Origin of the sequence: Psychrobacter sp. 2Y5 (assembly GCF_051847375.1) — a bacterium.
Classification (GTDB): Bacteria; Pseudomonadota; Gammaproteobacteria; order Pseudomonadales; family Moraxellaceae; genus Psychrobacter.
The window spans coordinates 1-12150 of record NZ_JBPYDA010000001.1; the positions used below are offsets into that span (position 1 = coordinate 1).

The 12150-nt window shown below is 44.8% G+C and carries 10 protein-coding genes; 6 read left to right on the top strand and 4 right to left on the bottom strand.

The features are described from left to right. Nucleotides 1-336: FAD-linked oxidase C-terminal domain-containing protein (locus ACS8E3_RS00005; RefSeq protein WP_439239917.1), on the top strand; the 336-nt coding region annotated here is incomplete at its 5' end. Nucleotides 337-533: 197 nt separating this feature from the next. On the opposite strand, the gene ACS8E3_RS00010 is transcribed toward ACS8E3_RS00005, so the two are convergent. Then, nucleotides 534-1169, bottom strand: coding sequence for a BLUF domain-containing protein (locus ACS8E3_RS00010; RefSeq protein ID WP_439239919.1), 636 nt, complete (start codon nt 1167-1169; stop codon nt 534-536). A gap of 470 nt (nt 1170-1639) precedes the next feature. Between ACS8E3_RS00010 and ACS8E3_RS00015 the strand changes: the two genes are divergently transcribed. Together ACS8E3_RS00015 and ACS8E3_RS00020 are read left to right on the top strand one after the other, a co-directional pair. Beyond that, nucleotides 1640-3277, top strand: a complete 1638-nt coding sequence (locus ACS8E3_RS00015) for a carbon-nitrogen hydrolase family protein (protein ID WP_439239921.1) — start codon at nt 1640-1642, stop codon at nt 3275-3277. A 271-nt stretch (nt 3278-3548) separates the two neighbouring features. After that, entirely contained in the window at nt 3549-4100 is a 552-nt protein-coding gene (locus ACS8E3_RS00020) for a protein disulfide oxidoreductase (protein WP_439239923.1), read from the top strand. A 103-nt stretch (nt 4101-4203) separates the two neighbouring features. Here ACS8E3_RS00020 and ald read toward each other — a convergent pair whose 3' ends face one another. The 3 genes from ald to ACS8E3_RS00035 all read right to left on the bottom strand — a co-directional run bounded on the left by ald (nt 4204) and on the right by ACS8E3_RS00035 (nt 7541). After that, nucleotides 4204-5319, bottom strand: a complete 1116-nt coding sequence (gene ald, locus ACS8E3_RS00025) for an alanine dehydrogenase (RefSeq protein ID WP_439239925.1) — start codon at nt 5317-5319, stop codon at nt 4204-4206. 89 nt (nt 5320-5408) lie between these two features. Continuing rightward, nucleotides 5409-6767 (bottom strand): NCS1 family transporter, encoded by a 1359-nt coding sequence (locus ACS8E3_RS00030; RefSeq protein ID WP_439239927.1) that lies wholly within the window; start codon nt 6765-6767, stop codon nt 5409-5411. A 75-nt stretch (nt 6768-6842) separates the two neighbouring features. Then, on the bottom strand, nt 6843-7541 hold the full coding sequence (locus tag ACS8E3_RS00035) for an aspartate/glutamate racemase family protein (protein WP_439239929.1): 699 nt from the start codon (nt 7539-7541) through the stop codon (nt 6843-6845). Nucleotides 7542-7693: 152 nt separating this feature from the next. Between ACS8E3_RS00035 and ACS8E3_RS00040 the strand changes: the two genes are divergently transcribed. The 3 genes from ACS8E3_RS00040 (at nt 7694) to lspA (ending at nt 12074) form a co-directional block, all read left to right on the top strand. Then, entirely contained in the window at nt 7694-8410 is a 717-nt protein-coding gene (locus ACS8E3_RS00040; RefSeq protein ID WP_439239931.1) for a GntR family transcriptional regulator, read from the top strand. A gap of 195 nt (nt 8411-8605) precedes the next feature. Then, nucleotides 8606-11458 (top strand): isoleucine--tRNA ligase, encoded by a 2853-nt coding sequence (gene ileS / locus ACS8E3_RS00045; protein ID WP_439239933.1) that lies wholly within the window; start codon nt 8606-8608, stop codon nt 11456-11458. Next, nucleotides 11451-12074: a signal peptidase II gene (lspA, locus tag ACS8E3_RS00050; RefSeq protein ID WP_439239935.1), complete on the top strand. Its 624-nt coding sequence runs from the start codon at nt 11451-11453 to the stop codon at nt 12072-12074. Before ileS ends, lspA begins: the two co-directional genes overlap by 8 nt. The last annotated feature ends 76 nt before the right edge of the window (nt 12075-12150 follow it).

Here is a 12150-nt window from a genome sequence, read left to right on the forward strand (position 1 = left end):
GAAGAGATTGATGCGATTGTCAGTAGCAACTATCCTGATTTTGAAGTGTGTTGGTTTGGGCATATCGGCGATGGGAATTTACATCTTAATATCTTAAAGCCTGAGAACATGAGCAAAGATGACTTCTTTCGCGAGTGTCAAATCGTTAATAAATATGTGTTCGAGACGGTACAAAAATACGGTGGCTCGGTATCGGCTGAGCATGGTGTAGGGATGACTAAGAAGCCTTATCTAGAATATAGCCGTAGCGCCCTTGAGATTGACTATTTGCGCGAGGTCAAAAAGGTCTTTGATCCTAATAATATTATGAATCGTGGTAAGATTTTCGATATGTAGTAGGCTTTATTCATTCTAAAACTCTAGTAAAAAAAGACGCTAAACTTTTAGTCTAGCGTCTTTTTTATGCATCATAGTTTATATGCTATATGAGTGATTTAAGCTTCTATACCATAAAGACTATAAGGTACTGTTTTTAACTTAGCTATTCATTTACAGAAGATGCTGGGCTAAAGTTTTGAGCCACCAGAACTAACTTAAAGACTCAATAAATATAGTGCTATCAAAAGCAACATTGCCAAAAACCCTTGCACGACTAAGAAAGCCTGATGCGGTGCGGCAATGTATTTGATCATATTACCCAAAGCGTTATAAGTAATCCCAGCGACTTTGATATGCGGCGGAGTCTCAAAGTTCTTAATCACTTGTAAAAAATGCTCAGTACGTTCAACACTCCAACCCTGAGGTGCAAAAGGCAAAAAAGGAGATAGTTTCATCGCCTGCTGTTTCGTCGCCGGTGACCACAGCCAACGCTCCAAAAATAGTAAGCGCATGCGCCAATCGATAAACAGACGCTGATCGATCGTTTCTAGCATCAGTATCTTGACGTTTTTATGACGCTTATCCGTAAAGATACGCTGCTGTAAGGCTAAGACCTTTGCCTTTTCACCCTCTATGCATTGTAAAAAGTGAGCATTGCCATAACATAAGATACCAGTGATGCTTTGTTGTTTATTATAATTGCGCGCATGAGCTTCTACTTCATCAAATATCGAGGCCTTCAACCGTGAGCTAAACGTCAGACTACTCACATATACTAGCCGTATCAGGGTCGTCTCTGCGATTTTGTCTAAGGCTTGCACCATATCAGCATTGTTTGAGGGCAAAGTCATACATAATAATCCTAAAGATCGTTTATGGTATTAGCAAACGACGTAGTGAAATGAACAATCATCAACACGCTTTAGTCATCGACATGCTCTGATAAAACCAATAATAGCGAACCATAAAAGCTACTGCATATACTGAGCGACTAAGTTTTATTTTTTAGAGTTTTAGTCAAAACCAGCAATGACCATGGCGATTACTCGTAGTCACTAACAAAGCTTCGCTGAAATGGTATGATGACAAGCAAAATTTGCAGCAGATATAACGATGATAAAAGCCAAAACCTATATTACAAGTAATTGTTATTGTTAGCTATTGTAACATAAGTGTTACGCACTGAATATTATCTTTTATCGTCATTTAATTCTCTATAGCATAATCCTTAAACCAGATTTTGTTATGCCACAGCATAAGAATCTGCGCGAAACATAACGACTTTCTAACTATTATGGCTAATCGCCAATACAGGATACTCATGAGTAAGATAGAAAAACTAGACGACTTTCACCTAACGATTGCTGAGATTAAGAAAAAAGACTATCCACAAGTCAAAGAGCTTATGGATCGTGTCTACATCAACTTAGGCGGCGCTTGGTCAAAGACCACGATCCATACTTTGATCGATGCTTTTCCTGAAGGCCAAATTGCTTTATTTGACCATGATCAGCTGATCGGCATGGTGCTATCGATGCGCGTTGATTATGCCAAGTTTTCGAACCCGCATACTTATGATGATCTAATCGGTCATAGAGAGATCATAAAAGACGATCCTGAAGGCGATGCTGTATACGGTTTGGACGCGCTTATCGATCCTGAATACCGCGGCTATCGTTTGGGCCGACGTCTCTATGATGCGCGTAAAGAGCTATGCCGGCAGATGAACTTTCGCTCTATCTTAGCCGGTGGCCGTATTCCCAAATACTATGACCATCAGGACTTGACGCCAGGCGAGTATATTGACGCCGTTGAGTCGCGCGAGATTCATGATCCTGCGCTCTCTTTTCAGCTGTCTAACGGCTTTATTGTCAAGCGTATTTTGACCGGCTATCTACCTGACGATAAGCAGTCCAAAGGCTTTGCAACGCTACTTGAGTGGGCCAATATCTACTACGAGCCCAAAGAGTACAAGCCGAACACCCGTAAGTCTGAGGTGCGTATTGGCGGTATTCAATGGCAGATGCGTGAGGTCGAGTCGCCTGAAGAGCTACTACAACAAGTCGAGTTCTTCGTCGATATCATGGCGGATTATAACTCTGACTTTGCCTGTCTGCCTGAGTTCTTTAACGCACCGTTGATGGGGCTGTGCGAGTCGACCGACCAAAACGTTGCGATTCGCTTTTTGGCAGATTATACCGAATGGTTTAAGAATGAAATCTCTCATTTAGCAGTGACGTATAATGTCAATGTCATTAGTGGCTCTATGCCGCTACTCGATGAAAACGATACACTCTACAACGTCAGCTACTTGTGCCGCCGCGATGGAACGGTCGAGGAGCAACGCAAGATTCATATCACCCCGCATGAGCGTAGCGCTTGGGTTATTGAGGGCGGCGATGAGGTCAAAGTGTTCGATACCGACGCAGGCCGCGTTGGCATTTTGGTTTGTTACGACGTTGAGTTCCCAGAGCTGGCGCGTCTCATGGCACTAGATGACATGGATATCTTGTTTGTGCCTTTTTGGACTGACACTCAAAATGGCTATTTACGCGTCCGTCATTGCGCACAAGCCCGCGCGATTGAAAATGAGTGTTATGTGATGATTTGCGGTTCAGTCGGTAACCTGCCACAAGTTGAGAGCTTAGATATTCAGTATGCGCAGTCCTCCATCTTTTCGCCTTCTGACTTTGCCTTCCCGCACGACGCTATCATGGCCGAAACGACCGCTAATACAGAAATGGTGTTCTTCTCAGACTTGAACTTAGACAAGCTCATTCATGTGCGTAATGAAGGCTCCGTACATAATTTGCTCGATCGCCGTGATGACTTATTTAGCCTAAAGTGGAAGCGTAAGTCAAAGATTTCAGCGAGCAAGCTCAGCGATGAAGAGCGCCGCGAAAACTCAGGCAGCGTACTATTAGGCGATCCGTTACAAAATCGCGCGCAAAAGTCTTAAATAAAGTTAGTCCTAAATAAAAGGAGTATATCCATTACAGCGTGCTACTGGTATAAATTTTTCTAGCGTGCTGCGTTCCTTCGATGCTGCGTAACTTACATTTAAAGAAAGCATCCCAGTAGCACTGTATTTATTTTATGGGGGATTGACTATACTCAAATCTTAAACGCTCAATTAAACACTTAACTTTGTATAAACGGCTGACCTTTCAGCCGTTTATTTTTATCTATAAAAAGCAAGTGATTTAAATTTTAGGCTCAGAGAAAGCAATATGACGACTGATATCAAAAAAACCGAGTTAAAAGTAAAAAAAACGCCAAAGCAAAAGCTTTGGTCAGTGCTAAAGACTGCCCTACTCTATGGTCTCGTTTTTATTGTTATTTATACCGTCATTAACTGTTGGCGACAACCGGTCATGCCCGCCAATCCGCAATTGCAACTGACGGACTATCAAGGGCAGACCTTAGACTTAGCAGCGATGAGTCATGAGGAGCCAACGCTAGTGTATTTTTGGGGTACTTGGTGTCCAGTGTGCAGCTTTACCTCACCCACTATTGATAAGTTAGCCGCTAGCAATAGCTATCCGGTGGTAACTATTGCTATCAAGTCAGGCTCCGATCAAGAGTTGCAAAATTATATGCAGCAAGAAAATTTTGATTTTACTACTGTCAACGACAAAGACGGTGCGATCTTCGCAGATTGGCAAGGACAAGTCACGCCTTCTTATGTGATCTTAAAAGACGGTGAGATGACGCAAGGGTTAACGGGTATTCAGCCGCTATGGTCGCTTAAGTTAAGATTATGGTTATCGTCGGTGTTTTAGTTTAAACATCAAAGGATTCAAATTACTTAGCTAAATTTAAAAGCTGGGTTAAAAACCCAGCTTAAGCCAAAAAACTATGACTTTACAAGTAGCATAATGAGTGCTAACTAAGCAGCTCATCTAATCCTTTATACTCATAATCCAGCGCCTCCGCAACCGCTTTATAAGTGATATAGCCTTGCGCCGCATTCACCCCTTTTGCAAAGGCAGCATCTTCATCACAAGCTTGCTTAACTCCTTTTTTGGCCAGTTTTTGGATATAAGGTAAGGTAACATTCGATAGAGCCATCGTAGCCGTACGTGGCACCGCTCCTGGAATATTAGCTACCGCGTAATGGACGATGCCGTGCTTGATATAAGTCGGATCGTCATGAGTAGTGATGCGATCAGTGGTCTCAAAGACGCCGCCCTGATCAATAGCGATATCGATAATGACTCCGCCATCATCCATCGATTCTATCATCTCTTCTGTGACTAGTTTAGGAGTGGCCGCGCCTGGAATCAGTACCGCGCCAATAACCAAATCACTGACTTCGACGCTGTCGGCGATGTTGACTTTATTAGAGATTAAAGTCTGTACGTTATTACCGAACATCTCGGATAGCTCTTTGAGTCGCTTGGGATCTAAGTCTAAGATAGTCACATCGGCTCGCAGGCCAATGGCGATTTTGGCCGCTTCCGTGCCTGATACGCCGCCGCCAATGATAGTCACGCGGCCTTTTTGTACCCCTGGCACCCCGCCGAGTAAGATCCCTTTACCGCCATAAAACTTCTGCAAGAACTGCGCGCCGATTTGGGTACTCATGCGTCCAGCAATCTCGCTCATAGGGGTAAGTAGTGGTAAAGAGTTATCAGCCAGTTGTACGGTTTCATAGGCTATTGCCGTGACTTTGTTATCGACTAGCGCTTGGGCCAACTCAGGCTCATTAGCCAGATGTAAGTAAGTAAACAGTATCAGATCTTTGTTTAGATATTTAAATTCTTCTTGCTGGGGCTCTTTGACCTTGATGATCAGCTCGGCGTCCCAAGCTTTATTAGCACTATTGACGATGGTCGCGCCTGCTTCCTCATAATCCTCATCAGTGAAGTGCGAGCCCATGCCCGCGTCACATTCGACAAAGACCTTATGACCGTCGCTGACCAACACAGTAACGGCGCTTGGAGGCAAGCCGACACGGTTTTCGTTATTTTTAATCTCTTTTGGGATACCTATTTTCATAATTCTTCCTTGCTCAAAGTTTTTAAGAGTGGTGGTTATGATAAGCATGGATATTTTAGGACATATTTTAAAGTAAGCTTACCAAGCGTTTACGACATAAAACGCTGGGCCGCTGGCATTTTTAGCATCAATATCCAGTAGACAGCCCCAGCTGGAATAAGACTGGCGTACCAAGAGACGCTTGAAAACAATAGCGCAACTACGATACCTACTATCATAGCAATGACTGCCGCCATATTGGTACCTTTATAAGGCCCATTTTTGTCGTAAAGTTTATCTAGATCAAGCTTTTGCTTACGAAGGAAATAATAATCAACGACTAAAATAGCAAATAGTGGCCCCAAAAAGGCTGAATAGGTTTGAATAAATAGATTTAATCCAGCGGCAGACTCATCTTTTACCAGCTCCCAAGGAAAAGTGCAAAAAGCAAGCAGACCGACAATAACAGCGGCAGTTTTATATTTGAGATTAAATATATCCATCAGCGCATAAGCTGGAGGAATAACGTTGTTTAGAATATTAGTGGTGACTTGAGCAAAAGCGATAAATAGCATAGTAATAACTAGTAAAGGCTTGTTATCAACGGCACTTGAGAAAACTTGAATAGGATCAACCTCGCCTGTAGCACTAGTGACCATGACCCCAATCAAACCCATGAACAAGGTGGCAGGCAAAATTGAGTTGGCGTAGATAACCACTTGACGAAATAGTCCTACGTTTTTACGTAGTTCACGCGAGTAGTCTGACACGTTGAGCATCATGGTGCTATAAACACCTAAGAACAGCATTGTTGCGCCCCAAAACGGAGTACCCCAACTGCCCTCGACGTTGACAAGATTGGTTGAGATCGTCGTACCATATTTGTCAATGACACTAAAGAACATATAAGCTAGTGAACAGATAATAAACACCGAGCCGATATTTTCAAGCCATTTGATGCCATGAAACCCAAGAACCGATAGACCAATTTGTAAGAACTGAAAACCTAAGAAGAAAACGACAATATTGCTATAGCCAAACAAGGTATCCGATACTAAATTTAGTGCTCCTGCGCCAATCCAGCTTTGAAAGCCGAACCAAACTACCGCTGGTACTGAGCGCACAAGAGCGGGTATTCGGCTACCTGAGAAACCAAACGCAGAGCGCGTTTGCACCATGAACGGTATGCCGTATTTGTGACCGGCTTTACCATTGATCATCAGTGCGGCACCAATGACCGTACACCCAATGGTGATCGCCAGCACTACTTGTAGTAAGTTTAAAGTGCCGACCAGTCCTGAGCCAACTGTAAACGTACCGATAGAGACACAGCCGCCAAGCCATGCAAATAAATAAGACCATGAACCCATAATCCGCGTCGTTTGCGGTGCAAGGCTCTCCTCTCCAATTGCCTTATGATCCAGCGTATCTATTCCTGCTGTCGCAGCGGCCGTTTTTATACTTTCCATTGCGTTCTCCTTCCTTGAGAAATGAATTACTATCTATCGTGAGTAGTGCATAGGTTATCGTTAATGGTGCATAGTTTAGCTTTGAATCGGCTTGGCATAAGCGCCGATCTTACTGGTTTTGAGTCCGCAGCCGACCAAAGCTTCAACCATACGAGTGGCGACAGTGACGCCATCAATGACAGGAACGCCCGTCTCTTCGGTTAACCATTCTGTCAAATCCGCCATGCCAGCACAGCCTAGAACCACAGCTTCGCAGTTGTCCTCAGTTACCGCGCGCAAAATCTCATCGCGGACTTTTTCACGCGCACCAGAACCTGGCTCCTCAAGTGCCAACACTGGTATTTCAGCAGAGCGTACCCGTCTACAACGATGCGACAGACCATAACCATGGATTAAGTCCTCAATGACAGGCACAGAGCGCGGTAAGGTAGTGACGACGCTAAATGAAGTTGAGATCATACTTGCCGCTTTAACCGCCGCTTCACAAATCCCAAGAACCGGCCCTGAAAACACTTCGCGGCAAGCCCCAATACCCGGATCATCAAAACAAGCGACCACAACGCCATCGACCCCTTCTGCTTCAGCTTGCTTGAGACGAGCCAATAACCCTGGTACTGACATGGCTTCATCATGATGACCTTGGATAGAGGCTGGCGCATCTGTGCCAGAAGCACCAATAATAGTCGTCCCAGCACTGGCTTTTTGACAAGCGCTTTCGACGATTTTATCGGTCATAGAAGTGGTTGAGTTTGGATTCATTACTAAAATTTTCATAAAGGCTCTCAATTGTCTGCATTTGACTAACTAAAATGTTGCCAAAAATAAATAATGACACTGATAAATATTGTTAACTATTATTGTTAACAATTCAACTGATAAAATAATATTTGTTGTAGAGGCGCGAATGGCGCACTATAATCGCGGCTATGAATAAAAAAACCTCAAAAGAAAAGATCTTGGAATCTGATAATACGCCTGAGCATATTATTATTAACGCTATTACTACGGCCGTATCAGAACAGCGTTTGTCAGCTGGAACTAAGCTTGGCGAGCAGATGCTTAGTGATCTATTTGATTGCAATCGAGCCAACGTAAGACGCGCTCTATCCACCCTTGCTACCATGCATGTTGTGCAGTTGCAGCCGAATCGTGGCGCTTTTGTGTCAACCCCTACCCCAAAAGAAGCTGGTGATGTGTTTGAGGCTCGCCGTACTATTGAGCGCACCCTAGCACGTAGCGCTGTCAAAAACGTTCAATCACAAGACATTCTCGATATGCGTGATTTGATAAGCGCTGAAGCCGAGGCTCATGCGCGCGCTGATAAACCAGCAGAGCTGCGCTTGTCGCGCGCTTTTCATATGCATTTAGCAATCATAGCGGGCAATAAAGTTTTGGAGCAGTTTTTGAATGAGCTGACACTGCGTACGACGTTAATTATTGGCCTGTATAACAAAGCGGGTTCTTCAAATTGCGCAGAAGATGAGCATTCAGGTATTGTGCAAGCACTTGCAGACAAGGATGAAAAACGCCTGATCTTATTAATTGATCAACATTTAAATCACTTAGAAGCCGGACTAGATTTTCAGCGCTCTATCAAGCCTTTTTCGACGTTAGCAGAGCAGCTGATTATATCAGCGGACTAGGGTTTTTAAGGACGATCAAAACTGTCTAAACCGAACAGTTGCCTCCCCTATTTTTAGTAAATTATTTATCTTATAATAGGTAGCTTTGATTTTACTAATCATACCCGCATATCCACTAGACATATTAGACTCTAGCTACTGTTTAGCTAACGGTTACCTCTTATTCACCATATAATCCAGACAAAGACAACCACTATGACCGAATCTATCGACTATAAAGACACCCTTAATCTAGCAGATACCCCTTTTGCAATGCGTGCCAATTTGGCCAAACGTGAGCCCGATTGGTTAGCCGCTTGGGAAGCTGACGACGTCTACGGCAAGATTCGTCAGGCACGTACTGGGGCGACTAAGTACATTCTGCACGACGGCCCTCCTTACGCTAACGGTCAGATCCACTTAGGTCACGCGGTCAATAAAGTCATCAAGGATATGATTGTTAAGTCGAAGACGCTTTCAGGATTTGATGCACCTTACGTACCGGGTTGGGACTGTCATGGTTTGCCAATCGAGCAAAAAGTTGAGGCAAAGGTCGGAAAAGTCGGCCAAAAAGTCTCGGCAACTGAGTTTCGTGGTCTCTGCCGTGAGTATGCTGCCACCCAAATCGAACTACAAAAAGTTGATTTCAAACGTTTAGGTATCTTTGGCGATTGGGACAACCCTTATCTGACCATGAATTTTGCGCAGGAAGCCAATATCGTCCGTGCGCTAAGTAAAATTTATGAAAACGGTCATGTTACTCGCGGTATGAAGCCAGTCAATTGGTGCTTGGACTGTACTTCGGCACTGGCAGAAGCGGAAGTGGAATATCAAGATAAGGTCTCTGACGCTATCTATGTCAGCTTTGATGTGCTTGATACTGAAAAAGTACCTGCTTTAGCCAAAATAGACGATACTATCGCAGCGGTTATCTGGACGACAACGCCTTGGACCTTGCCCGCCAACCAAGCTATCTCAGTGCATCCTGAGCATGACTATTCGGTTGTAGCCACATCAAAGGGCAATTTCCTATTAGCTCATGACTTAGTCGAAACCGCGCTAGCTGAGCTTAAGTTAGATAGTCAAGGTATCTTAGCTACGGTTTCAGGTAAGGAGCTTGAAGGTCTACGTGCTCAGCATCCGCTTATTAGTGATCGTCAAGTGCCTATCATCTTAGGTGATCATGTGACTACTGATAGTGGTACTGGTCTGGTACACACCGCACCGGGTCATGGTCTTGACGATTATAATGTCGGTCTAAAATATAACTTGCCGGTCGAAAACCCAGTCGGCGGTAATGGCGTTTATCTAGAGAGCGCGGCAGTATTTGCCGGCGAGCATATCTACAAAGCCAATCCAAAAATTATTGCCGCTTTGCATGATAATGATCATTTGGTGAGCCATACCAAGATTGAACACAGCTATCCGCACTGCTGGCGTCATAAGTCGCCGATTATCTTCCGTGCCACGCCGCAGTGGTTTATCAACATGGAAAAGGAAGGCTTACGCGAGCGAGCGCTAAAAGATATTCCAGAGGTGCAGTGGACGCCTGCTTGGGGCCAAAACCGTATTGAGTCGATGATGACCGGACGTCCTGACTGGTGCATCTCGCGTCAGCGTACTTGGGGCGTGCCAATCACCTTCTTTATGCATAAACAGACCGGGGAGCTACATCCGAATACCCTTGAGCTGATGGAAGCTGCGGCACAAAATATCAGCGAGGGCGGCGTGGAAGCTTGGTTTGACGCCAGCACCGAGGACTATTTAGGCGATGAGGCGGTAGATTATGATAAGTCTACTGATACTTTAGATGTCTGGTTTGACTCAGGGACCACCCATTTTGCGGTACTTGAACATCGTGATGAGCTGACTAACCCTGCCGATATGTATTTAGAAGGCTCCGATCAGCATCGCGGTTGGTTCCAGACTTCCTTGTTAACATCAGAAGCTATGTATCAGCGCCCGCCATTTAAGCAAGTGTTGACACACGGCTTCGTGGTTGACGAAAACGGCCGCAAGATGAGTAAGTCATTAGGCAATATCATCACCCCGCAAGAAGAGATCAATAAGACCGGCGCGGATATGCTACGCCTATGGATTGCCTCTAGCGACTATCGCTATGAGATGAGCGCGGGCAAAACAGTATTTAAAGGCGCGATCGACATGTACCGCCGCATTCGTAACACCTTGCGCTTTTTGCTGGCTAATACCGATGACTTTAATCCAGCTACTGACAGCATTGATATCAATGAGCTGGTCAGCATTGATAAATTCATCATCGAGCGCGCGCAAACCGTGCAAACCCAAATTGTTAGTGCCTATGATGCGATGGACTTCCACCAAGTCACCCAGCATATCACTGCTTTTTGTTCGCAAGACTTGGGCAGCTTTTATCTGGATATCATCAAAGATCGCCAATACACCACCCAAAAGGACGGTCAACCGCGCCGCTCAGCACAGACAGCGATCTACCATATCGCTCATGCACTGATTCGCTGGATTACCCCTATCTTATCCTTTACCGCGCAAGAAGCGTGGGAAGTGCTGAATAAGGATGGCAATGCTAGTGGAGAGACTGACAGCTATGTCTTTACTCAAGAATGGTACGAATTCCCAGCGCTTGAGCTTAGCACTATCAGTAGTGAAGATTGGCACCATATCATGCGCGCCAAAGACATGGTCAATAAGAACATCGAAATTGCGCGCGGCAACAAGCTACTGAACGCCAATCTAGCCGCTGATGCAACGTTGTATGCTGATGGCGCTATGCATGATAGCTTAACCAAATTAAAGGATGAGCTACGTTTTGTGCTGATTACCAGTAGCGCCACCTTAAAGCCTATCAGCGAAGCACCTACGGTTGAGCAAACTGTAGCTAGTGATAGTAACAGCGAAGAAAGCGCTGCAGCAGCAGATCTAAAAGTCACTATCGACGTCGCTGACGGTACTAAATGCGTGCGCTGTTGGCACATCCGTAGCGATGTCGGTACTGACAGCGAGCATCCAGAGCTGTGCGCGCGCTGCGTGACTAACGTCGCAGGTTCGGGTGAGGTGCGTCACTATGCTTGATAAGCCTGAGCGTCCTACTAACGAAGTCGATGATTCGCCGAGACCTGCTCACGTCACTACAGGTAACTCAGTAACGCCTAGAAGTCGGTTGATCAAAACCCCAAAAGTGGTGGCAAATGGCAGTCGTGCTTTTATTTGGTATTTACTGTCGATAGCGATCATTATCATTGATCAATGGACCAAATGGCTGGCGGAAACTACCCTTAATTTTTTGGAGCCGATTCCCGTTATTAAGCCATTCTTGAATTGGACATTGGCCTATAACTATGGCGCAGCATTTAGTTTTTTAGCCGATGCTGGCGGCTGGCAAAAGTGGTTTTTTTCGGGTCTGGCGCTAGTGATTGCGCTGTTCTTGCTGGTGTATTTGATCAGAGCACCGCGCAATGCCAAGCTGTTATCGTTAGGACTCGCCATGGTACTCGGCGGCGCTATTGGCAATCTAATTGACCGCGTCAGACTTGGTAAAGTGGTCGATTTTATCCATGTGCACTATGCTGATGTTTGGCACTACCCTATCTTTAATATTGCCGATATCGCGATCTGTATCGGCGTGGCTATCATCGTTATTGATATGCTGTTTTTGGAAGGTAAGCGCGAAGGTAAACCTAAGGTCTAATTGTTAATATTTTGGTTTTGTATAATCAGAAAAGGGCTTACAATAATGAATGTTAGCCCTTTTTTTTGCTTGGGAT

Excerpts from the sequence above, each read along its gene's own strand:
- ACS8E3_RS00040 (WP_439239931.1), top strand. The coding sequence starts at position 7,694 with ATGAATAAAAAAACCTCAAAAGAAAAGATCTTGGAATCTGATAATACG.
- ald (WP_439239925.1), bottom strand. The coding sequence starts at position 5,319 with ATGAAAATAGGTATCCCAAAAGAGATTAAAAATAACGAAAACCGTGTC.
- ACS8E3_RS00035 (WP_439239929.1), bottom strand. The coding sequence starts at position 7,541 with ATGAAAATTTTAGTAATGAATCCAAACTCAACCACTTCTATGACCGAT.
- ACS8E3_RS00030 (WP_439239927.1), bottom strand. The coding sequence starts at position 6,767 with ATGGAAAGTATAAAAACGGCCGCTGCGACAGCAGGAATAGATACGCTG.
- ACS8E3_RS00020 (WP_439239923.1), top strand. The coding sequence starts at position 3,549 with ATGACGACTGATATCAAAAAAACCGAGTTAAAAGTAAAAAAAACGCCA.
- ACS8E3_RS00010 (WP_439239919.1), bottom strand. The coding sequence starts at position 1,169 with ATGACTTTGCCCTCAAACAATGCTGATATGGTGCAAGCCTTAGACAAA.
- lspA (WP_439239935.1), top strand. The coding sequence starts at position 11,451 with ATGCTTGATAAGCCTGAGCGTCCTACTAACGAAGTCGATGATTCGCCG.
- ACS8E3_RS00015 (WP_439239921.1), top strand. The coding sequence starts at position 1,640 with ATGAGTAAGATAGAAAAACTAGACGACTTTCACCTAACGATTGCTGAG.
- ileS (WP_439239933.1), top strand. The coding sequence starts at position 8,606 with ATGACCGAATCTATCGACTATAAAGACACCCTTAATCTAGCAGATACC.